The organism is Microbacterium sp. (assembly GCF_047607465.1).
GTDB lineage: Bacteria > Actinomycetota > Actinomycetes > Actinomycetales > Microbacteriaceae > Microbacterium.
On the sequence record NZ_JASGCY010000087.1, the window covers coordinates 1 to 22,044 of the forward strand.

Sequence of the window (22,044 nt, forward strand, 5' to 3'; positions counted from 1 at the left end):
GCCCGATGGACGCAACGCTGGAAACAAGCACTCAACGCCTTCGACATCACCTTCGACGGGCGCCTCAGCGCCCACCACCGCTAACCAACAACAACCCAGTTACACCGTTAACTTGACAGACCCCGGGGCGACCGCCGCCTCGACGGTCGAAACTGCTTGCGTACTCATATGTCACTCCTGAATCGGAGTTACACCGAAAACCGTACAGTCCCACCGAAAACCGTACAGTCCCACCGAAAACCGTACAGTCCCAATGGAGGCACGTCGCCGTCTTGCCTCATCCAGGTAGTTGACCTACCATGTGTGCATGACACGACGTCGTTTCAAGTTGCGCCACCTTGCTCTCGGAGTGGTAGTCACTGTCGCCGTTGTGTTCGCTTCGCTAGGAGGCCTTCAGACCGCGACCGCCGACACTTACTCGTCTAGTTGCAACCAGTGGCCTGCGAGTCAAGTACCTTGCAGAGCGGACGACACGAACATGGATTACTGCACAGTTGAGCCATGGGATCCCGTGATCGGACAGCGCTTTGGTGAGGCGATGGTCAATCTCGATAACCAAACTGATTTGTATGACACCTATATGAACCCATGCGGGACGCAAACGGACCTGGGTGGGCATATCAACGGGAATACCGGAGAGGTGGAGTTGTCTGACAGCATACTAGGTCAATATATTTGCACGAAGAAGCTCTCTAAGAATGCTCGATGCGATCAGGCGAGTCTGATCTTCAACATTGGCTCTTCGTGGCTTCAAGCCTCGACATGGGGATGGAACGCAACACAGCTCGCCAACGCGCGACGTAATGTGCTGTGCCACGAGATCGGTCATGCGGTGGGCCTCTATCACAACACGGGCGTAGGGGGATGCATGACCTCTGGCGTACCGAGCATTGCGATCCTCAACTATCCGCAGCACCATGTCGGTCACATCAACGCAGCGCACTAATCATTCGAGGAGCCAATGATGAGATCACGAATTGTCTCGAAAGCACATACTTCGATTATTGCTGTACCGCTGTTGATGTTGGCTCTCAGTTCCTGCGCGACGAATTCGACTGCCCCCGGTCATTCGGCACCTGTCTCTGTGGGCGCAGGTGCCTCAGCGCGCGTTGATGATATGCGCGCCACTGAATTGCTCATGTCTCTCGACCAAAGCGCGGTGGCGAATATCGTCTTCCAGAACACAACAGACCTCGGCAATCGATCCGCAGCTGTTGTCGTTGGGGTTGTGAACCGCTGGCTGGCGGGTGATACGGTGCGAACCGTCGAAGGCGTCGATGTCGGCGCAGCCATCCTCGCGGAGATTACGATCACTTCGGTGACGCAGGCCCAAAACGGCGTGAGTCTCAGGCCGGGTGATGTGATCTATGTTCCGACGATCTCGCCGTCGATGAATCCTGTTGAGGTAGCCGAGGTGTTGCCTGAAAATCTCGAGGTCGTGGCCTATCTGGATAACGCACTCACTGAGGAGGAGTTGCGCGTTTCGAAGGCGTACACCGTCGAGCCGGGCGATAAGGAAGCCGCAGGTCTTCCGCGCTGGCCCCTCCAGAGCCCACAAGGCTTTGTCGTTACGAACCCGGACGACCCGCGCATTCAACTCTGGCCGTTCCTGGGTGCGCAAGCTGAGGGACCTCTCGAAGATGCCCTCCCGGGTGGCAGCTTGGACGGTCTCACACCGGAGCAACGGAAACTGGGGATCTGATTTCGAACACGTCATATTGACAGTACGAATTCAAGTCTTATTCGGGAAGCCTTGTGGTGCTGGTTGGAGATAGGAGTGCTGTCCCCACGTAGCCTCAATACCGTTGAATTAAGCGGGACTGCTGCTGATCGTCGTGCTCGTCGCCGCGATCGGCTGGCGAACGCGGGGCATCGCCGCAGAACGCATCGACAACCCCTCCCGGTAGCGCTCAGACCACAGCGATGACAGTGCCGCCGGTGAGGCGCTCGAGATCGGCGAAGGTGAGCGGCATCACCGTGTGCGGATGCCCGGCCGCCGCCCAGATCTCGTCGAAAGAACGCAGGTGCTCGTCGATGTAGGTGCGAAGACGCGCCGGATGTCCGGCGGGCGCGACGCCGCCGATGGCCTGGCCGGTCGCCTCGCGGACGACGGATGCCGGTGCCATGACGACCTCGTCGGCGCCGATGTGCGCGGCGACGGCGGCCAGGTCGACCCGATGCCCGCCGCTCGTCATCACGAGGATCGGCTCGCCGTCGGCGAGGAAGACGAGGCTGTTCGCGATGGCGGCGACATCGCAGCCGATGGCTGCTGCGGCTCCGGCGGCGGTGCGCGCGGAGTCGGGCAGCACGCGCACCGCGGTCTCGATACCGGCGTCGGCGAGATGACGCACGACGAGCCTGCTGCGTTCGGGAAGATCGGCGATGCTCATCGCCCCACGGTATCGAACGCGGCAGGCGCTCGGCGCGGGAGCAGGGTCAGGCGGCGTCTCCGATGAGGATCGCCCCGGCATCCTCGATCGGGTCATCGTGCCCGCCCTCGTCGATGTGGGCCAGCGTCCGCCTGCCGAGGAAGACCGTCAGCGCGGCGATCAGCATGGCGACGGCGGCGAACACGTACGGGACGGTCGCGTCGAAGGCGTGCCACAGCGCGGCGGCGACGGGCGGCGCCATGGCCCCGCCGAGGAAGCGGACCGCTGAGTACGATGACGACGCGACGGCGCGGGGGAGGTCGGTGGCCTCCATCACGGCCTCGGTGAGCACCGTGTTCATCACGCCCAGCAGCAGGCCGCCGACGACGATGCACGCCACGAGGGCGGCCGGCGACGCGACGACGAGTCCGGCGACGAGGAGGTCGACGGCGAGCAGCAGCAGCATCGTGAGGATGATCCGAGTGGGCTTCATGCGGCGCAGGAGCATCGGGGCGACCCAGACGCTGGTGATGGCAAGGGCGACGCCCCATCCGAAGAATGTCAGGCCGATCCCCATGGCGCCGAAGCCGAGTGGGAACGGTGAGAAGGCCAGCAGCACGAAGAAGCCGATGTTGTAGAAGAGGGCGGCGAGCGCGAGCGTGGCAAGAGCCGGGTGGCGGAGCGCCACGAAGGGCGCGCTGAACGGCACGGGCTCGCGCGTGTCCTTCGGGCCGCGCAGCAGCACGAGGATTGCCACGAAGGCGATGGCCATCAGCGCCACGACGCCGAAGAACGGTCCGCGCCAGCTCTGCTCGCCGAGGAGGCCTCCCAGGAGCGGGCCGACGGCGATGCCCAGACCGAGCGCCGCCTCGTAGAGGACGATCGCCGACGAGCTCCCGCCGGATGCGGCGCCGACGATCGTCGCTAGCGCCGTGGAGATGAACAGCGCGTTGCCCAGGCCCCACCCCGCGCGGAAGCCGATGACGGCGTCGACGCTGCCGCTGATGGCGCACAGGAACGCGAACACGACGATCAGGGCGAGTCCGATCAGCAGCGTGCTCTTGGCGCCGATGCGGCTGGAGATCCAGCTCGTCACGAGCATCGCGAGGCCGGTCACGGCGAGGTAGCTGGTGAACAGCAGCTCGGTCTGCACGGGCGTGGCCTGGAGCGATTCGGCGATGGCGGGGAGGATCGGGTCGACCAGGCCGATTCCCATGAAGGCGACGACGCAGGCGAAAGCGACGGCCCAGACCTGCGCGGGCTGCTTCCACACGGACGGCGTGGTGGTTTTCAACGTTCATCTCCTGTCGGTTCTGCGGTGGTGCGCGCGGCGAGGATCTCTGCCGTGCGGATCATGGCGGCCCAGTCATCGTCGTCGAGGTCGTCGAATCGCGGTGCGAGCACCTCTCGGAACTGCCGGCGCCAGGCGCCGAGGGCCTCGGAGCCGGCCGTCGTGATCTCCACGACGGCGGCGCGCGAGTCTTCGGGATCCGGGGTGCGGCGGGTGTAGCCGTCGCGCTCGAGCGCACCGAGCAGCCGGGTCATGCCGGGTTGCGTGGTGCGCGCGGCGATGGCCAGTGCGCCGACCCGCCGTGGGCCTCCGCGTTCGAGCAGGCTGAGCGTGCGCCATTGCGTGGCGGGTGCATCGTTTCCCGCGTCGCGCGCGGCGATGCGCCCCAGCGCGTGCACGGAGAGCACGAGCGAGGGGAGCACATCCGAGCGATTCATACCCAAGAGTATATACCAAATGGTATGTATATTGATCTCAGCCGGGCGCGGCCGGCGCGGTGAGGGGGATGCTGCGCCGAGCCCGCCGCAGGATCACGCCCGAGTGAAGATGTGGATCCAGCCGCTCACCGCCGGCTCCAGCGAGAGGGTGTCGTCTTCGCACCACCACGCCGCGTCGCCCACCAGCCCGGAGTCCCACGGCGTCTCGGCCTCCGTCGACAGCTCGCCGCCGATGTAGACGCGCGTGATGCTGGTCACGCCCTGCGCGATGACGGGGCCGATCGAGAGCTGCGTCGGGCTCTTCGCCGCGTAGCCGAGCGTCACCGCGCCGGACGTGACGGCCTCACCGGTCATATCGGGTCCGAACGACGGAGCCGTCGTCGCCACGGTGTCGACCAGGTAGGCGATCTCCGCGTCGGTCACCCGGAGGGAGTTCTGCCCGATCAGGGCTGTCACGGGGACGCCGCTGCCCGCGGGCGAGCTGTTCTGCCACTGCGCGAGGAGATTGCCCATGTCCTCCGCCCACTCGCCCTGGAGGCACTCGACGGCCTCCCGCAGCGATTCGTCGTCATCCGGGTCCTGGCCGCCGTCGGCGCCGGTCGAGTCGTCCTGGCCGTCGTCGCCGCCGGGGAGCGGCGTGGGCGAGGCCTGCGTCGAGGGGGAGCCGGCGCAACCGCCGAGCACGCAGGTGAGGAGCAGCACGCTTGCGGCGAGCAGGTGCCGGGGATGCGAGGGCGCGAGTGTCATGCCCCCATCCTGGAGGCCGGTTCGAGGCCGATGCGAGGTCGGTGGCTGGCGGGATCGTGCCGTGGCGGCATCGCGCCAGCGGCGGATGCCCGCGACGAGCGCAGCTGGCGCCGTTGGCGTGCCGACGGGCACAATGAGCGCATGATCCAGGATGATCCGTCCGCCGCGATCGTCGCCGCGCTGCGCGCCGCGGCCGAGGCGGTGGCCGAGCTGCCCAGAGCGATCGAGGCGCGCCTTCTCGAGGAGCGGGGGCAGCTGCCGGTCGAGGTCGTGCACGGGGCGGATCAGCAGTGGGCGGCATGGTCCCGCTACGCCGCGGATATCCGTCCCGTCGCGCCGATCAGCCTCTACCCGACCCTGGAGGTCGTGCGCGCCCACATCGCGCCGGTCGTGCGCGAGGCCGCAGAGCCCTACCGGAGCACGCAGGCGGAGCACGGTGCATTCGCCCCGCGGGCGCTCGTGGGAGCCGACGCGATGACCACGCCCGACGATCACCGCGCCGTGGAGCAGCTGCTCGCCGCCGGCGTCGATGTCCGCATCTCCTCCAGGGTGCCGTCGTGGCTCTACGCCGACGCGGGCGTGCTCGCCGCGCTGCCGCTGATCTGGGGCGAGCATCCGCCATCGAGCATCGTCATCATCCGCGAGCCCGCGGTGAGCACCGCGCTCGCCGCGCTCGTCGAACCCCTCTGGCGCGGCGCCGAACCCTACCGGTACCTGCTGCCGGAGTGGGAGGACACCCTGCGCCTGGCCGCGCTCGGGCTCACCGATCAGGCCATCGCGGCGACGCAGGGTGTGTCGGTGCGCACCGTGCAGCGACGGTTCGCCGAGGCCATGGCGCGTTTCGACGTGCACTCGCGCTTCGAGCTGGGGATGGCCTGGAGCGCTACCAGGGACTGAGCCGTTTGTCGCCGCGGTAGGGCGTGATGGATGCCGCTCAGCGCCGGGTGCCGGCGATGCGGCCGGAGAGCTGATGCGCGTGCGCGAGCAGCGTGCGGCCGAGCTGCGGCAGGCGGTCCGGCCCGAACCGGAATTCCACGCCGGTGAGGCTCAGCGCCCACTCCGGACGGCCCTGACGGTCGAAGACGGCGGCACCCATGCCCCAGGAGCCCTGGACGATCAGGCCTGGGTTGACCGCGTAGCCCTGCGCCTTCGTCTCGGCGAGGCGTGTGCGCAGGGGGCCGGGCGCGTGCGTGCGGCCCCAGTGCTCGGACAGCTCCGGATGGCGCTCGAGATAGGCATCCACATCGTGGTCGGGAAGGAACGAGAGGATGGCGAGTCCTGCGCTGGCCACGCCGAGCGGGAAGCGCACGCCCTCGCTGAGCACGAACGAGCGGATCGGGAAGGAGCCCTCCTCGCGGAGGATGCACACCGTCTCGTCGGCACGGCGCACCGACAGGAAGGCGCTCTCCTCGGTCTTCACCGCGAGCGAGCGGACGATGTCGCGGGCGAGCCCGGTGACGTCGTAGCGCGCCGCGGCGACGGTTCCCATCAGATAGAGCTCGGGGCCGGGCATCCAGAGCGCGCTGGCACGGTCCTGGTCGACCAGGCCCTCCGCGCGGAGCGCGCTCAGCAGACGGTGCGCCGTCGAGCGGCTGAGGCCGGCATCGCGCGCGAGGCTCTGCAGCGCCGCCCCGTGGCCGGCGGCGGTGACCAGGCGCAGCAGACGCGAAGCCCTCGCGATCGCCTGCGCGCCGGGAACGGTGCGCCGTGCGGCATCCGCGGATTCCATGATGTGGACGCTATCGGTCGCAGCGGCCACATCGCAAGCACGCGATTGCCTGCCCCGGCGGCAGAGCGGATGCTGGAGGTCTGCCCCCTCACGAAGGAGTGACGCGTGATCGACAAGCACTGGGCGTCGGCGGCCGCGGCCGTCGCGGACATCCCGGACGGCGCCTCGCTGGCCGTCGGCGGATTCGGCCTGTCCGGCAATCCGATGCAGCTCATCGAGGCACTGCTCGCGCAGGGCACGACGCAGTTGAGCATCGTCAGCAACAACTGCGGCACCGACGACTGGGGACTCGGGATCCTCCTCGCCGCGCGACGCATTCGCAGGATGACCTCGTCGTACGTCGGCGAGAACAAGGAGTTCGAGCGGCAGTTCCTCGAAGGCGACCTCGAGCTCGAGCTCACCCCGCAGGGCACGCTCGCCGAGAAGCTGCGCGCGGGCGGCGCCGGCATCGCGGCGTTCTTCACGCAGACGGGCGTGGGCACCCAGGTCGCCGAGGGGGGCCTGCCCCGCGTGTACGACGGGGCAGGCGGCGTCGCGGTGGCCTCGCCCGCCAAGGAGGTGCGGGTCTTCGCACCAGGCGGCATCGAGCGCGAGTACGTGCTGGAGGAGTCGATCGTCACCGACTTCGCCCTCGTGCACGCCTGGCGCGGCGATCGTCACGGCAACCTCGTCTTCAACAAGGCGGCGCGCAACTTCAACCCGCTCGCAGCTCAGGCCGGCCGGATCTGCATCGCCCAGGTCGAGGAGCTCGTGGAGCCGGGGGAGCTCGACCCCGACAGCATCCACCTCCCCGGCATCTACGTGCATCGCATCGTCGAGGTCGGCACCGGCATCGACAAGCGCATCGAGCGCCGCACCGTCACGGAAGGGGCATGACCGATGGCACTGAACCGCAATGAGATGGCGGCGCGCGCGGCCAGGGAACTGCAGGACGGCGCCTACGTCAACCTCGGCATCGGGCTTCCCACACTCGTGCCGAACTTCGTCCCCGAAGGGGTGACGGTGGTGCTGCAGTCCGAGAACGGCATCCTCGGCGTCGGCCCCTACCCGACGGAGGCGAACGTCGATCCCGACCTCATCAACGCCGGCAAGGAGACGGTCATGACCCTCCCCGGGGCGTCGTTCTTCGACTCAGCCACGAGCTTCGGCATGATCCGCGGCGGCAAGATCGACGCGGCGATCCTCGGCGCGATGCAGGTGTCGGCCACGGGCGACCTCGCCAACTGGATGATCCCGGGCAAGATGGTCAAAGGACCCGGTGGGGCGATGGACCTCGTGCACGGCGCCGGCCGCGTCATCGTGCTCATGGAGCACGTGGCGCGCGACGGCACGCCCAAGATCGTGAACGAGTGCTCGCTGCCCCTCACCGGGCGCGCCGTCGTGCACCGCATCATCACCGACCTCGCCGTCATCGACGTGACCGGCGACGGCCTCGTGCTCGTCGAGACGGCGCCGGGCGTCAGCGCCGCCGACGTCGTCGCCGCGACCGAGGCGCCACTGACCATCAGCGAAGGAGTGATCTCATGACCGCGACCGACATCGTCATCGTCGCCGCCGCCCGCACACCCCAGGGCCGGCTCAAGGGGCAGCTGGCCTCGTTCACCGCCCCGCAGCTCGGGTCGTTCGCGATCCGAGGCGCGCTCGCGCAGGCGGCGCTCGATCCGGGGGAGGTGGATGCGGTGATCATGGGGCAGGTGCTCGCCGCCGGATCCGGCCAGAACGCCGCGCGCCAGGCGTCGATCGGCGCCGGCATCGGCTGGGGCGTGCCGGCGCACTCGGTGAACAAGGTCTGCCTGTCGGGCCTCACCGCCGTCATCGACGCGGCGAGGATGATCCGCACCGGAGACGCCGAGGTCGTAGTGGCCGGCGGCATGGAGTCGATGACGCGCGCGCCGCACCTGCTCATGGGCTCGCGCGACGGCTGGACGTACGGCAGCGTCGAGGTGCTCGACCACATGGCTTACGACGGCCTCACCGACGCGTACGACCGCGAGAGCATGGGAGCGTCGACCGAGCGCCACAACGCCCGGTTCGAGCTGACCCGCCAGGCGCAGGACGCGGTGGCGGCGCTGTCCCACCAGCGCGCCGCAGCGGCGCAGCAGGCGGGTGTCTTCGATGCCGAGATCGTGACGGTCGAGGTGCCGCAGCGCAGAGGCGACGCCCTCAGGGTCAGCGTCGACGAGGGCGTGCGCCCTGACACCACCGCGGAGTCGCTCGCGGGCCTGCGTCCTGCGTTCGCCGAGGGCGGCACGATCACCGCGGGCAACTCGTCGCAGATCTCCGACGGCGCATCGGCCCTGATCGCCACCAGCCGTGCCGTCGCCGAGGCCAAGGGGTGGCCGGTGCTCGCCGTCATCGGCGCCAGTGGCCAGACCGCGGGCCCCGACAACTCGCTGCAGGCCCAGCCCGCACGGGCGATCGAGAAGGCGCTGCAGAAGCAGGGCATCGCGGCGGGAGAGCTCGATCTCGTCGAGATCAACGAGGCGTTCGGGGCCGTGGTCGCGCGCTCGCAGACCGAGCTCGGGCTGAGCGGCGACATCGTGAACATCCACGGCGGCGGGATCGCGATCGGGCATCCGATCGGGGCGTCAGGGGCGCGGCTCGTGGTGCACGTGGCCCATGAGCTCACCCGACGCGGCGCCGGCACCGCGGTCGTCGGCCTGTGCGGCGGGGGAGGCCAGGGGGAGGCGCTCGTCCTCACGCGCTGAGGGCGCCTGCGGATCAGCGGGAGGTGGCCTTGGCCGCCATCTTCACGGCCTTCGCCTGCCGCCGGGCGTGCTTGTCCTGCACGGCGGCGAGCGGGGAGTCGGCGGCCACCGGCACCCCGCGCTCCTCGCGACGCGTGTCGACGACGGCGCCGATCGCCAGGGCGAGGGTGATGCCCCAGCTGAGCCACGCGAGTACCGCGCGCCAGGTGATCGGCGTCTCGCGGGTGCCGCGCAGCAACGAGTACCCGGTGGTGATCGCGGCGAACAGTCCAGTGCTGAACAGATAGCGCATGCCCCTACGCTACCGCCGCGACGATAGACTCGACAGGTCGCGGCCCGCCCGCGGCCGCCATCGTGTATCTACCGGTCGCCGGCTCTTCCGGCGGACAGCGGCGGCACCTGAATCCGCGTCCTGTGACGCGTGGGAGCCATGACACAGATACCAGAGCCCGAAGGCTCACGCCTCGTCGACATCGTGGGATTCGCGTACTTCGCGATCGCCTTCATCGCGCGGCTGCCGTTCGCGATGATGGTGGTCGGCGTGCTGACGCTCACCGTGTCGGTGCGCGGCTCGATATCCCTGGGCGGGCTCACCTCGGCGGCGGTCGGCGTCGGCACCGCCTGCTTCGGACCGCTCCTCGGCGCCGCCGCCGACCGGTTCGGGCAGCGCAGGGTCCTGTCGGCCCTCGCCCTCGCGAACGGCGCCATGCTCGTGCTGTTCACCCTCGTCGTCTCGGCATCCGACGCCGACGCGCTGGTGCTGCTGAGCGCCTTCGGCATCGGGGCGACCGCACCGCAGGTGGCACCGATGTCCCGCTCCCGGCTGGTGACGGCGATCACCGAGCGGATGCCGGCGGCCCGGCATCCGAAGGCGATCTCCGCCACCATGGCGTACGAATCCGCCGCGGATGAGACGGTCTTCGTGTTCGGCCCGTTCCTCGTCGGTATCCTCGCCTCCTTCATCGCGCCCTGGGCTCCGCTGGTCATCGCGGCCGCCCTCACGGTGCTCTTCGTCGGCGCGTTCGCACTGCACCCCACCGCCCGCGCGATCTCGACGCACCGCGACGCCGACGGGCGGGCGCCCTCGCCGGCATCCGCGCTCCTGTCGCCTGGACTGCTGGTCGTCGTGCTCGGCGTCGTCGGGGTGGGGATGTTCTTCGGCACCATGCTGACCTCGTTGACGTCGTTCATGGCCGACCGAGGGGAGCCTGAGCAGGCGGGCGTGCTGTACGGGGTCATGGGCGTCGGCTCGGCGGCGCTCGCCCTCGGCGTCGCCTGGCTGCCCCCGCGATTCTCGATGCGGGCACGATGGCTCGTCTTCGCCTCCGTGCTCTTCGCAGGCACCCTCCTGCTGCCGTTCGTCGACACCCCGGCGATGATGATGCTCGCCCTGGGGATCATGGGCATCGGCATCGGGCCGACGCTGGTCACGCAGTACAGCCTCGGTGCCGCCCGCAGCCCTCTCGGGCGCTCGGCGACGGTGATGACGATGCTCGGATCCGGCACCGTCGTCGGCCAGTCCCTCGGCGCCGCGGTCGGGGGATGGGTCTCCGAGCAGGCCGGCACGTCCACGGCCCTCCTGCTGCCGGTCGTCGCCGCGGGAATCGCGCTCCTCGGCGCAATCCTCAACCGGCCCCTCAGTGCGAGCGGGCTGACCCGCGCTGCCTGAGCCGATCCCTGGGTAGCCTGGAGGAATCGACCAGCCCGTGAGGAGCTCGCCCATGACCGCTGCAGATCTCGTCGTCGTCGCCAATCGGCTGCCGGTGGATCGCATCGTCGGCCCGGACGGCACCGACGAATGGCGCACGTCGCCGGGCGGCCTCGTCGCCGCCCTCGAACCGACGATGCGCGCCGCGCACGGCGCCTGGGTGGGCTGGCCGGGACAGGCGGATGTCGAGATCGAGCCGTTCACGTTCGACGGCATCGACCTCGTGCCGGTGTCCCTCAGCGCCGACGAGGTCGCTGAGTACTACGAGGGCTTCTCCAACGACACGATCTGGCCGCTGTACCACGATGTGATCGCGCCGCCCCAGTTCCACCGGGAGTGGTGGGACGCCTACGTGGCCGTCAACCGGCGCTTCGCCGAGGCCGCGGCATCCGTCGTCGCCGAGAACGGCACCGTCTGGGTGCACGACTACCAGTTGCAGCTCGTGCCGCAGCTGGTGCGGGAGCTGCGCCCCGACGTCACGATCGGATACTTCCACCACATTCCGTTCCCTGCGCACGGGCTGTACGCCCAGCTGCCATGGCGCGACCAGGTGCTGCGCGGGCTGCTCGGCGCCGACGTGATCGGCTTCCAGCGCGCGCAGGACGCGACCTACTTCCTCACCGCCGTGCGCCGCAGGCTGCGCCACGACGTGAAGGGGGCGGCCATCGCCGTGCCCAGCGGCCCGGGAGAGACGCGCACCGCGATCGCGAAGGCGTTCCCGATCTCGATCGACACCTCGCCGTATCTCGAACTCGCCGCCCGCCCCGAGGTGCGCGCCCGCGCCGCCGAGATCCGCGCGAGCCTCGGCAACCCAGCGCACATCCTGCTCGGCGTCGACCGTCTCGACTACACCAAGGGCATCCGCCACCGCATCAAGGCGTACGGCGAGCTCCTCGACGAGGGGCGGCTGCGCGTCGAGGACGCCACGCTCATCCAGGTCGCCAGCCCCAGCCGCGAGCGCGTCGACGCCTACGTGCACCTGCGGGACGAGATCGAGCTCTCGGTCGGTCGCATCAACGGCGACAACGACACCTTCGGGCACACGGCGATCCGCTACCTGCACCAGGGCTACCCGCGCGAGGAGATGGTGGCGCTGTACCTCGCCGCCGACGTCATGCTCGTCACGGCCCTCCGCGACGGCATGAACCTTGTCGCGAAGGAGTACGTCGCCACCCGCGTCGACAACCGCGGTGTGCTCGTGCTCAGCGAGTTCACCGGCGCCGCCGACGAGCTGCGCCAGGCGGTGCGCGTGAACCCCCACGACATCGAGGGTCTCAAGGACGCGATCATGGAGGCCGTGCAGATGACGCCCCGCGAGCAGGCGCGGCGCATGCGGGCACTGCGCAAGCGCGTGATCGAGAACGACGTCGACGCGTGGTCCTCCTCCTTCCTCGGCGCGCTCGCCGCGGCGCGCGAGGGCAAGCGCGCATGACCCGCATGTGGGTGCCGGGGAGAGCGGATGCCGCGCTCACCGCGATCGCGACGACGCCGCGACTGGTGATCGCCCTCGACTTCGACGGCACGGTCTCGCCGTTCGTCCTCGATCCGATGACGGCGCGTGCGCTACCAGAGGTGGTCCGCGAGGTCGATCGGCTCGTCGCCCTGCCTGATACGACGGTCGCCTACGTCTCCGGGCGCAGCATGCACGACCTCCGGGTGATCGCGGAGCACCGTGACGACTCGCCCGTGGTGCTCGCGGGCTCGCACGGTGCGGAGTACTCGTACCCGGGAGCGTCGGCCGCCGCGGCGGCGGACGAGACCGACGAGCGAGAGAGCCTCTGGGCGCTGGTGCGCCCGATCATCGACCGTCACGAGGGCGTCGAGTTCGAACCCAAGGCTTACGGGTTCGGCGTGCACACGCGCAGGGCGGCCCCCGATGTCGAGGAGGCCGTCTTCGCCGAGGTCGACGCGCTGATGGCGGCGCATGGCGCCGGCTGGCGCCGGCGCCATGGCCACAGGATCCTCGAGTTCTCCTCCCGCAACGAGGGCAAGGACGCCGCGATGCGGGTGCTGCGCGCGCACTTCGATGCCACCGGCATCCTCTTCGCCGGCGACGACGTCACCGACGAGGACGCGATGCGGGAACTCGGAGCAGGCGACCTCGGCGTGCGGGTCGGGCCGGGGGAGAGCGCGGCGACGCTGCGGGTGCAGAGCCCGCAGGAGATCGCCGCTCTGCTGCGCGCCGTGGCGGACGAGCGCGGCGCGCGACGGGAATAGACTTCCAGCATGTCCTCGTATGATCATGAGTCGCTCGATTCCGTCGACGTCAAGCCCCGCAGTCGCGTCGTCACCGACGGGATCGAGGCCACGACCTCGCGAGGCATGCTCCGCGCCGTCGGCATGGGCGATGAGGACTGGGACAAGCCGCAGATCGGCATCGCCTCGAGCTGGAACGAGATCACGCCCTGCAACCTGAGCCTCGACCGGCTCGCGCAGGGCGCGAAGGAGGGCGTGCACGCGGGCGGCGGCTACCCGCTGCAGTTCGGCACGGTGTCCGTCTCCGACGGCATCTCGATGGGGCACGAGGGCATGCACTTCTCGCTGGTCTCCCGCGAAGTCATCGCCGACTCCGTCGAGACGGTGATGATGGCAGAGCGCCTCGACGGCTCCGTGCTGCTGGCTGGCTGCGACAAGTCGATCCCCGGCATGCTCATGGCCTCCGCGCGGCTCGACCTCTCCAGCGTGTTCCTGTACGCCGGCTCGATCGCCCCCGGCTGGGTCAAGCTCTCCGACGGCACCGAGAAGGACGTCACCATCATCGACTCGTTCGAGGCGGTCGGCGCCTGCCGCGCCGGGCTCATGAGCGAAGAGGACCTCAAGCGCATCGAATGCGCGATCGCCCCGGGCGAGGGCGCGTGCGGCGGCATGTACACCGCCAACACGATGGCCTCCGTCGCCGAGGCGCTCGGACTCAGCCTGCCTGGGTCGGCCGCGCCGCCCGCGGCCGACCGCCGCCGCGACTACTTCGCGCACCGCTCCGGCGAGGCCGTCGTGAACCTGCTGCGCCAGGGCATCACCACCCGCGACATCCTCACCAGGGAGGCGTTCGAGAACGCGATCGCCCTGGCGATGGCGCTCGGCGGTTCGACGAACGTCGTGCTGCACCTGCTCGCGATCGCCCGTGAGGCCGAGGTCGAGCTGAGCCTGCACGACTTCAACCGCATCGGCGACCGGGTCCCGCACGTGGCCGACATGAAGCCGTTCGGCAAGTACGTCATGAACGACGTCGACCGGCACGGCGGCATCCCGGTGATCATGAAGGCCATGCTCGACGAGGGGTTCCTGCACGGCGATGTGCTCACCGTCACCGGGCGCACGCTCGCCGAGAACCTCGCCGAGCTCGACCCGCAGCCGATCGACGGCACCGTCATCCACACGTTCGACAACCCGATCCACGCGACCGGCGGCCTCACCATCCTGCACGGCTCGCTCGCTCCCGAGGGCGCAGTCGTGAAGACGGCCGGCTTCGACGCCGCCGTCTTCGAGGGCACTGCCAGGGTGTTCGAGCGCGAGCGGGCGGCGATGGATGCCGTGGCGAACGGCGAGATCGAGAAGAACACCGTCATCGTCATCCGCTACGAGGGCCCTAAGGGCGGGCCCGGCATGCGCGAGATGCTGGCGATCACGGCGGCGATCAAGGGCGCCGGGCTCGGGAAAGATGTACTACTCTTGACAGACGGACGATTCTCAGGCGGCACAACCGGCCTGTGCATCGGCCACATAGCACCCGAAGCGGTGGACGCAGGTCCGATCGCCTTCGTGCGCGATGGTGATCTGATACGGGTCGATATCGCAGCCCGCTCTCTCGACCTACTCGTCGACGAGGCGGAGCTCGCCTCCCGCCGCTCCGGCTGGGAGCCGCTTCCCCCGCGCTATACCCGTGGCGTTCTGGCCAAGTACTCCCGCCTGGTGCGCTCCGCCGCCGAAGGCGCGACCACCGGCTGATCCGATTCCTTCGTCGGCTCCCCGAACCCATCGAAGGAACGACGTCGACCTCAGACCATCAGAAGGAAATCTCATGACTGCTGACTCCGTCTCGGCCGTGCCGAGGCCGCCGGCCCAGTCCGCCACCGCGCCCGTGCTCAGCGGAGCACAGGCCCTCGTCCGCTCGCTCGAGCTCCTCGGCGTCACCGATGTCTTCGGCATCCCGGGCGGCGCGATCATGGAGGTGTACGACCCGCTGCTCGACTCCACCGAGCTGCGCCACATCCTCGTCCGCCACGAGCAGGGCGGCGGGCACGCCGCAGAGGGCTATGCCACGGCATCCGGAAAGGTCGGCGTCACGATCGCGACCTCAGGGCCCGGAGCGACGAACCTCGTGACCGCGATCGCCGACGCCTACATGGACTCGATCCCGATCGTCGCGATCACCGGACAGGTGTTCTCGACCCTCATGGGCACCGACGCCTTCCAGGAGGCCGACATCGTCGGCATCACGATGCCGGTGACCAAGCACTCGATCCTCGTGAAGGATGTCGCGGAGATCCCCGGCGCGCTCGCTGCCGCCTTCGAGATCGCGCGCACCGGCCGCCCCGGCCCCGTGCTCGTCGACGTCACCAAGGACGCGCAGCAGGCGAAGGCGCCGTTCATCTGGCCGCCGAAGGTGGAGCTTCCCGGATACCGCCCGGTGACCAAGGCGCACGGCAAGCAGATCCAGGCTGCGGCGACGCTGCTGGCCGAGGCGAAGAAGCCCGTGCTGTACGTGGGCGGCGGCGTGATCCGCGGCCGTGCCGCTGCCGAGCTGAAGAGCCTCGCCGAGGTGACCGGTGCGCCCGTGGTGACCACGCTGATGGCCCGCGGCGCCTTCCCGGACTCGCACCCGCAGCACCTCGGCATGCCCGGCATGCACGGCACGGTGCCGGCGGTCCTCGCCCTGCAGGAGTCCGATCTCATCGTGGCCCTCGGCGCGCGGTTCGACGACCGGGTGACGGGGAAGGCCGCGCTGTTCGCGCCGCACGCGAAGGTCGTGCACGTCGACATCGACCCCGCCGAGATCTCGAAGATCCGCACCGCGGACGTCCCCATCGTGGGCGACGTGCGCGAGGTCCTCGTGGACCTGGAGACCGCGTTCCGCGGGGCCACGGCGCAGGCGAAGCCCGACATCGAGGTGTGGTGGTCGTACCTCGACGGACTCCGCAAGGAGTTCCCGCTCGGCTACCAGCCCACCAGCGACGGCCACCTGTCGCCGCAGCACGTGATCCAGCGCATCGGCGAGCTCACAGGCCCCGAGGGCGTGTACGTCGCCGGCGTCGGACAGCACCAGATGTGGGCGGCGCAGTTCATCAAGTACGAGCGCCCCAACTCATGGCTGAACTCCGGCGGCGCCGGAACCATGGGCTACTCGGTGCCGGCCGCGATGGGCGCCAAGGTCGCCGAGCCCGATCGCGTGGTGTGGGCGATCGACGGCGACGGATGCTTCCAGATGACCAATCAGGAGCTCGCCACCTGCGCGATCAACAACATCCCGATCAAGGTCGCGATCATCAACAACTCCTCGCTGGGCATGGTGCGCCAATGGCAGACCCTGTTCTACGACGGTCGCCACTCGAACACCGATCTGAACACGGGGCACGGCACCGTTCGCATCCCCGACTTCGTGAAGCTCGGCGAGGCGTATGGATGCCTGGCGATCCGCGTCGAGAAGGAGGAAGAGGTGGATGCCGCCATCCAGCTCGCCCTCGAGACGAACGACCGCCCCGTGGTGATCGATTTCGTCGTCTCGGCGGACGCCATGGTGTGGCCGATGGTGCCGCAGGGCGTCAGCAACAGCTACGTCCAGTACGCCCGCGACCACGCGCCTTCCTTCGACGAGGAGATCTGACCATGTCGACTCACGTGCTGAGCCTGCTGGTGGAGAACACCCCCGGCCTCCTCACCCGCGTGGCGGGGCTCTTCGCCCGTCGCGGATTCAACATCGACTCCCTCGCCGTCGGTGTCACCGAGGTGCCTGGCATCTCCCGCATCACGGTCGTCGTCGACGTCGACGACCTGCCCCTCGAGCAGGTGACGAAGCAGCTGAACAAGCTCATCAACGTCATCAAGATCGTCGAGCTCGACCCGTCGGCGTCGGTGCAGCGCGAGCACATGCTCATCAAGGTGCGTACAGACAACGCCACCCGCTCGAACGTCATCGAGGTCGTGAACCTGTTCCGCGCCTCGGTCGTCGATTACGCTCCAGACGCGCTGGTGGTCGAGGTCACCGGCGACAAGGGCAAGGTCGAGGCGCTGCTGCGCGCTCTCGAGCCGTTCGGCATCAAGGAGATCGCCCAGTCGGGCCTTCTCGCCATCGGCCGAGGCGGCAAGAGCATTACAGAGCGCGTCCTGCGCGGCTGACCCAATGACCATGTTCGCTCGGCCGGTTGCTGAGCGAGCGACATGTTCGTTCGGCCGGTTGCTGAGCGAGCGAAGCGAGACGAAGTACACAACCAAGGAGAAACACAAGTGAGCACCGAGATCTTCTACGACGCTGACGCCGACCTGTCCATCATCCAGGGCAAGAAGGTCGCGATCGTCGGCTACGGCTCGCAGGGCCACGCCCACGCGCAGAACCTGCGCGACTCGGGCGTCGAGGTCGCGATCGCCCTCAAGGAGGGCTCGAAGTCGACGGCGAAGGCCGAAGAGGCCGGCTTCCCGGTCAAGACGGTCGCCGAGGCGACGGCCTGGGCCGACCTCATCATGATCCTCGCGCCCGACCAGCACCAGCGCGGCATCTACAGCGAGTCCATCGCGCCGAACCTGGCTGCGGGCAAGACCCTCGCCTTCGCGCACGGCTTCAACATCCGCTTCGGCTACATCGACGCGCCCGAGGGCGTCGACGTCATCCTCATCGCCCCGAAGGCCCCCGGCCACACGGTGCGCCGCGAGTTCGTCGCCGGTCGCGGCATCCCCGACATCATCGCCGTCGAGCGCGACGCCTCGGGTACCGCGTGGGCGACCGCGCTGTCGTACGCGAAGGCCATCGGCGGCACCCGCGCAGGGGTCATCAAGACCACCTTCACGGAGGAGACCGAGACCGACCTCTTCGGCGAGCAGGCCGTGCTCTGCGGTGGCATGAGCCACCTCGTGCAGGCGGGCTTCGAGACCCTCGTCGAGGCCGGTTACCAGCCGCAGATCGCCTACTTCGAGGTCCTGCACGAGCTCAAGCTCATCGTCGACCTCATGTGGGAGGGCGGCATCGCCAAGCAGCGCTGGTCGATCTCCGACACGGCCGAGTACGGCGACTACGTCTCGGGCCCTCGCGTCATCGACGCCGGCGTCAAGGAGCGGATGCAGGGCGTGCTCGCCGACATCCAGTCCGGTGCGTTCGCGAAGCGCTTCATCGACGACCAGGACAACGGCGCCGTGGAGTTCCTGGCCCTTCGCGAGAAGGAGCAGGGGCACCCGATCGAGGCCACAGGCAAGGAGCTGCGCGGTCTGTTCGCGTGGAAGCAGACCGACGAGGACTACGTCGAGGGCAGCGCTGCGCGCTGACCCCGCGGTCTGAGTGCTCACGGATGCGGACACCCTACGGGGTGTCCGCATCCGTGCGTCTGCGGACTGTTTGCTCCCGCACCGCATGGTTAGCGATCCAGGGGCGTTGTCGCGACGTGGGGGTCGGGAGTATCGTGCGTGGTCGCCTCTTGCTGGCTTGCGTTGCGTGGGTGGATGCTGTGACTGTCGGGTTGCGGTGACGCCGGTTCGCCTATGGTGCGTATGAGCCTGTTGGTTAGCGTGGAGGCATGTCGCGATCCCCAGTGCGCATGTCCTCCGCCCGCACCGGCGCCGTCCTCGTCGGGATGCTCGTCTTCCTGCTGTCGCTGGTTCTCCCTGCGGCGGCCCACGCCGTGGAGGGCGATGAGCTGCAGATCCACGACACGGCAGGTCGTCTGGACGCGTCCCAGCTCGAGCGCGATCTCGCCGACGTCGACTTCTACCAGCCGACCACGGTCGTGATCTACACGTACAGCGGTGAAGTAGGTCGACAACATCAACGCCGAGGCGCTCGATTTCGCGCGCACCGAGCATCCGGAGTGGATCACCGCCGACGGGCAGAAGTGGGCCGACGGCCTGTTCATCTTCGCCCTCGACCCCGACGGCCGGCACGTCGGCACCTACTTCGGCGAGGACCGGGTCGTGCCGCTGGACGACCAGGAGTCCATCCAGAACGCCGGCAAGGACGACTTCCGCGCGGCGTACTGGACTGACGGCGTCGTCGCGGGCGTGACGAAGGCCGCCGAGCTCATCAACCGCCCATGGTACGCGTCGCCGGCGTTGATCGGCGCGGGGGTCGTGACCGGTGTCGCCGGCGTCGGCACCTGGATCGGCATTGTCGCGGTGCGCGCGAACCGGCGGGAGAAGTTCGCGCGGGAGCTCGCCCGCGGCGACCAGCACCTCACCGCGGTGACCATGGACTTCGACACGACCGAGCTCTCCGCACGCACCCTCCCTGCGGAGTCGTCGTTCGCGCAGCGGCTCGAGCAGCGCTTCCACGACTTCAGCGGGCGCTACTACTCGTGCGTCGAGGAGCAGGCCCGCCTGAAGGCGTTCACCACGCGCGAGCGATCGCGCTCCGACGCGCCCGCGCAGGCGACGGCGTTCGCGGACGAGGCCGCCGAGATGGACTTCGTCGACGACGCCATCGTGAACGCGGCGGCGCTGCTCACGCGGGCGGCCACCTGGGAGAAGGCGTGGGCCGCGCAGGTCGAGCCGGTGCGCGAGGACGTGCAGGCCATCTCGACGCTCACCGCCGACCCGAGCGCGGCGAAGCTTCCCACTACGCAGGCGCTGGACAGCTTCCGCGTGGAGGCGCAGACCGAGATCGAATCGCTCGGAGCGGGCCTCCGGGAGCAGACGATCGCCCCCGAGGCGGCGCTGGAAGCGCTGGAGCGCATCCGCAACGACCTGTCCCGGTTCCTGCGCGACCACTCGCGCGCGCTCATCGAGATCTACGCGAACTCGAACCGCGAACGCGAGGCGATGGAGGCGGCCATGGCGCAGGAGCGCCGGACGGTGCGCCCCCGCTCCGGTGTGATCCTCGACACCGTCTACGGCCCAGGTCAGTTCTGGAACCCGATCGCGTTCAACTACGGCTACTCGGCCGGCGTGCAGAAGGTCGATTCCGCCCGAGAGGCGGCGACCAGCAGCAGCTCGTTCTCCTCGGGGAGCGTTTCCACCGGCTACGGCTCCAGCGGCGGCAGCTTCTCGGGCTCCGGCAGCTCCTCCAGCTTCTGACCGGCATCCGCCCCGCTACTCGGCGGGCGCGGCCTCGGGGATCTCGATCGGCGCATCCGACGGGTCCGCCCACACCGGCGCGGGGAGCGTCGTCTCGGTGGCGCCGTCGCGGATCGCCCGCAGGGCGTCGACGATCTCGGAGGCGTTCTCGGGAACGGCCAGGCCGCACTTGTTCAGCTCGGAGGCGAACTCGAGCGTGAGGCGGCTCTTGCCCGCCTCGATCGCCTCGGCCGTGGTGCCGGTGCGGATGCCGCTGCCGGTCTGCACATCCGAGACCTTCTCGCACACGTGGTAGACCTTGCCGCCGTCGACCCACACCACCTCGTCCTTGCCGAGCAGCTGGATCACGGTCGACTGGTCGGCGGTGTACTCCTCGACCGAGGACGGGTTGAAATCGACGCCGACGATCGCTGCGGTGGCGGCGAGCACGATGCCGACGATCCCGGCGGTGGTCTTCTGTCCCTTGTCCATGTCCTTGTTCAGGAAGACGAGGATGACCAGCGGGACGAATGCGACGATCGCGACGATCGCGCCCAGCTGGTTCTGCACGAAGAACCGCAGCTTGTCGGCCTTGCGGGCGGGGTCGAGTCTGTTCGCCTTCTTCCACAGGAGCGACCCGGTGATCGACAGCGCCGCGATCACGACGAGTGCGACCAGCAGCGCGATGAAGGCCCACTGGGGGAAGTGCGCGGTGACACCCGCTTCGCTGAGCAGACCCGTGTCGGGGTCGCGGACGAGCTGGCCGTCCTCGCCGACGTACTCGCGTTGGCGCAGCAGCCAGAAGATGGCGACGCCCTCGGCGATGATCGCGACCGCCCAGAGGATCGCTGCGATCCAGCGGAACGTCGTCGCCTTCTTCTTCGCCTCCGGCGTCGGCTTCCAGTTCGCTGTCGGCTCGGCGACGGCGCCGTTGTCGTCTGTCACAGTGATCAACCCTTTCCCCTGCGCGTGGATGCGCAACCCGATTCGCACCCGAGCCTAGCCGAGAGCGTGTCCTACGCTGGACGTATGACATCCGATCCCGACGACGCGCTCACCTGGGAGGGGGATGACGAGACGCCCGCGGCGTCCGCGTCCCCGGCGCTGCCGCACGGCTGGAAAGCCGTGGGGAAGGGCAGCGAGGCCGTGCCGGAGCCCGGACCTCACGAGCCGAGCGCGGGTGGCACTGCCGCGTCCGTCCCTGACGAGCGCCGGGAGGCGCACGCCGGCCTCAGCACGGCGATGCTCCTCACCCTCGGTGTCGTCGGCGGCGTCTACCTGCTCTACACGATCGGCTGGATCATCGGCGGGTTGCGCCTCAAGCCGCTGGCGAACCTCATCGTCGCCGACTGGATGTTCCTGCCCTGGTTCGTGCTGGCGATCACCGCACCCGCGATCTGGTTCCTCGTGACCTGGGTCCTCACGCGCGGGCGGGCGGCGTGGATCCGCGTCGCGATGCTCCTGCTCGGCGTGGTGCTGCTCGTGCCATGGCCGTTCGTGTCCATGGGGGTGATCGGCGCATGAGCCGCGATGCGACCCGCAGCGGGGGACCGGGCTGGCTGCGCACGACGCTCACCGCGATCGCCGGCCTGTTCTACGCCTATGCGATCTGGAACGCCGTCGCCCACCTCGCGGCCCTCGCCACGCCCGACGGGCTCAGCGGCCTCGGCTGGATGGTGCTCGGATTCGGGATCGTGTTCCCAGCGCTCGTCTTCGGGTTCGCTCTCGTCGTCGGGCGTCGGCGCCCGGTGGAGGAGAGCGCGCTCGTCCTCCTGGCCGGCCTCGCACTCGTCGCTGTCTTCTGGCTGAGCATGCTCGGGTACAGCATCCTGAACATGAGCGACCTCGTCGGCGCGGGGGGCTGAC

General features: G+C 69.1%; 23 protein-coding genes and 1 pseudogene. 17 read left to right on the forward strand and 7 right to left on the reverse strand.

Features of this window, described 5'->3' with window-relative positions:
- The first annotated feature begins 478 nt into the window (after positions 1-478).
- Both QM568_RS12460 and QM568_RS12465 read left to right on the forward strand, forming a co-directional pair.
- The gene (locus QM568_RS12460) at positions 479-946 is read left to right on the forward strand and encodes a hypothetical protein (RefSeq protein WP_415139303.1); all 468 of its coding nucleotides are present in this window, start codon (positions 479-481) and stop codon (positions 944-946) included.
- Positions 947-964: 18 nt separating this feature from the next.
- Positions 965-1,702, forward strand: coding sequence for a hypothetical protein (locus QM568_RS12465; protein WP_415139305.1), 738 nt, complete (start codon positions 965-967; stop codon positions 1,700-1,702).
- Between the two features lie 208 nt (positions 1,703-1,910).
- Here QM568_RS12465 and QM568_RS12470 read toward each other — a convergent pair whose 3' ends face one another.
- The 4 genes from QM568_RS12470 to QM568_RS12485 all read right to left on the reverse strand — a co-directional run bounded on the left by QM568_RS12470 (position 1,911) and on the right by QM568_RS12485 (position 4,844).
- Complete coding sequence (locus tag QM568_RS12470) at positions 1,911-2,390, reverse strand: YbaK/EbsC family protein (protein WP_415139307.1); 480 nt, start codon at positions 2,388-2,390, stop codon at positions 1,911-1,913.
- Between the two features lie 46 nt (positions 2,391-2,436).
- On the reverse strand, positions 2,437-3,663 hold the full coding sequence (locus tag QM568_RS12475; protein ID WP_415139309.1) for an MFS transporter: 1,227 nt from the start codon (positions 3,661-3,663) through the stop codon (positions 2,437-2,439).
- Positions 3,660-4,097, reverse strand: coding sequence for a MarR family winged helix-turn-helix transcriptional regulator (locus QM568_RS12480; RefSeq protein WP_415139311.1), 438 nt, complete (start codon positions 4,095-4,097; stop codon positions 3,660-3,662). Before QM568_RS12480 ends, QM568_RS12475 begins: the two co-directional genes overlap by 4 nt.
- 93 nt (positions 4,098-4,190) lie before the next feature.
- Positions 4,191-4,844, reverse strand: a complete 654-nt coding sequence (locus tag QM568_RS12485) for a hypothetical protein (protein WP_415139313.1) — start codon at positions 4,842-4,844, stop codon at positions 4,191-4,193.
- Between the two features lie 141 nt (positions 4,845-4,985).
- Here QM568_RS12485 and QM568_RS12490 point away from each other — a divergent pair, with 141 nt between their 5' ends.
- Positions 4,986-5,741 (forward strand): helix-turn-helix transcriptional regulator, encoded by a 756-nt coding sequence (locus QM568_RS12490; protein WP_415139315.1) that lies wholly within the window; start codon positions 4,986-4,988, stop codon positions 5,739-5,741.
- A 37-nt stretch (positions 5,742-5,778) separates the two neighbouring features.
- Here QM568_RS12490 and QM568_RS12495 read toward each other — a convergent pair whose 3' ends face one another.
- Complete coding sequence (locus QM568_RS12495) at positions 5,779-6,573, reverse strand: IclR family transcriptional regulator (RefSeq protein ID WP_415139317.1); 795 nt, start codon at positions 6,571-6,573, stop codon at positions 5,779-5,781.
- Positions 6,574-6,678: 105 nt separating this feature from the next.
- Here QM568_RS12495 and QM568_RS12500 point away from each other — a divergent pair, with 105 nt between their 5' ends.
- From QM568_RS12500 to QM568_RS12510, 3 genes are read left to right on the forward strand one after another with little or no spacing between them, the layout of a single operon-like run.
- Positions 6,679-7,449 carry a CoA transferase subunit A gene (locus tag QM568_RS12500; protein ID WP_415139319.1) on the forward strand — a complete coding sequence of 257 codons (771 nt, stop codon included), beginning with the start codon at positions 6,679-6,681 and terminating at the stop codon, positions 7,447-7,449.
- Between the two features lie 3 nt (positions 7,450-7,452).
- Positions 7,453-8,100, forward strand: a complete 648-nt coding sequence (locus QM568_RS12505; protein WP_415139321.1) for a CoA transferase subunit B — start codon at positions 7,453-7,455, stop codon at positions 8,098-8,100.
- Positions 8,097-9,281: an acetyl-CoA C-acetyltransferase gene (locus QM568_RS12510; RefSeq protein WP_415139323.1), complete on the forward strand. Its 1,185-nt coding sequence runs from the start codon at positions 8,097-8,099 to the stop codon at positions 9,279-9,281. The genes QM568_RS12505 and QM568_RS12510 overlap by 4 nt, the downstream gene beginning before the upstream one ends.
- A 13-nt stretch (positions 9,282-9,294) precedes the next feature.
- Here the strand turns inward: QM568_RS12510 and QM568_RS12515 are convergent, their stop codons facing one another.
- The gene (locus tag QM568_RS12515; protein ID WP_415139325.1) at positions 9,295-9,573 is read right to left on the reverse strand and encodes a hypothetical protein; all 279 of its coding nucleotides are present in this window, start codon (positions 9,571-9,573) and stop codon (positions 9,295-9,297) included.
- 138 nt (positions 9,574-9,711) lie between these two features.
- Here QM568_RS12515 and QM568_RS12520 point away from each other — a divergent pair, with 138 nt between their 5' ends.
- The 9 genes and pseudogenes from QM568_RS12520 to QM568_RS12560 all read left to right on the forward strand — a co-directional run bounded on the left by QM568_RS12520 (position 9,712) and on the right by QM568_RS12560 (position 20,199).
- On the forward strand, positions 9,712-10,950 hold the full coding sequence (locus tag QM568_RS12520) for an MFS transporter (RefSeq protein WP_415139327.1): 1,239 nt from the start codon (positions 9,712-9,714) through the stop codon (positions 10,948-10,950).
- Between the two features lie 52 nt (positions 10,951-11,002).
- Positions 11,003-12,421, forward strand: a complete 1,419-nt coding sequence (locus tag QM568_RS12525; protein WP_415139329.1) for an alpha,alpha-trehalose-phosphate synthase (UDP-forming) — start codon at positions 11,003-11,005, stop codon at positions 12,419-12,421.
- A complete protein-coding gene (otsB, locus tag QM568_RS12530; protein WP_415139331.1) occupies positions 12,418-13,206 on the forward strand; it encodes a trehalose-phosphatase in 789 nt (262 codons plus the stop codon). Before QM568_RS12525 ends, otsB begins: the two co-directional genes overlap by 4 nt.
- Positions 13,207-13,215: 9 nt before the next feature.
- On the forward strand, positions 13,216-14,934 hold the full coding sequence (gene ilvD, locus QM568_RS12535) for a dihydroxy-acid dehydratase (protein WP_415139333.1): 1,719 nt from the start codon (positions 13,216-13,218) through the stop codon (positions 14,932-14,934).
- Between the two features lie 73 nt (positions 14,935-15,007).
- Positions 15,008-16,810, forward strand: a complete 1,803-nt coding sequence (locus QM568_RS12540) for an acetolactate synthase large subunit (protein WP_415139335.1) — start codon at positions 15,008-15,010, stop codon at positions 16,808-16,810.
- 2 nt (positions 16,811-16,812) lie between these two features.
- On the forward strand, positions 16,813-17,322 hold the full coding sequence (gene ilvN / locus QM568_RS12545; protein ID WP_415139337.1) for an acetolactate synthase small subunit: 510 nt from the start codon (positions 16,813-16,815) through the stop codon (positions 17,320-17,322).
- A 108-nt stretch (positions 17,323-17,430) separates the two neighbouring features.
- Positions 17,431-18,459, forward strand: coding sequence for a ketol-acid reductoisomerase (gene ilvC / locus QM568_RS12550; protein WP_415139340.1), 1,029 nt, complete (start codon positions 17,431-17,433; stop codon positions 18,457-18,459).
- A gap of 305 nt (positions 18,460-18,764) precedes the next feature.
- Positions 18,765-18,893 (forward strand): annotated as a pseudogene (locus tag QM568_RS12555) (hypothetical protein); the annotation flags it as partial.
- Between the two features lie 109 nt (positions 18,894-19,002).
- On the forward strand, positions 19,003-20,199 hold the full coding sequence (locus tag QM568_RS12560) for a DUF5129 domain-containing protein (RefSeq protein WP_415139370.1): 1,197 nt from the start codon (positions 19,003-19,005) through the stop codon (positions 20,197-20,199).
- Positions 20,200-20,214: 15 nt separating this feature from the next.
- Here QM568_RS12560 and QM568_RS12565 read toward each other — a convergent pair whose 3' ends face one another.
- A complete protein-coding gene (locus tag QM568_RS12565) occupies positions 20,215-21,123 on the reverse strand; it encodes a hypothetical protein (RefSeq protein WP_415139342.1) in 909 nt (302 codons plus the stop codon).
- 84 nt (positions 21,124-21,207) lie between these two features.
- Between QM568_RS12565 and QM568_RS12570 the strand changes: the two genes are divergently transcribed.
- Both QM568_RS12570 and QM568_RS12575 read left to right on the forward strand, forming a co-directional pair.
- The gene (locus QM568_RS12570; RefSeq protein WP_415139344.1) at positions 21,208-21,702 is read left to right on the forward strand and encodes a hypothetical protein; all 495 of its coding nucleotides are present in this window, start codon (positions 21,208-21,210) and stop codon (positions 21,700-21,702) included.
- Positions 21,699-22,043, forward strand: a complete 345-nt coding sequence (locus QM568_RS12575) for a hypothetical protein (protein WP_415139346.1) — start codon at positions 21,699-21,701, stop codon at positions 22,041-22,043. The genes QM568_RS12570 and QM568_RS12575 overlap by 4 nt, the downstream gene beginning before the upstream one ends.
- The last annotated feature ends 1 nt before the right edge of the window (position 22,044 follow it).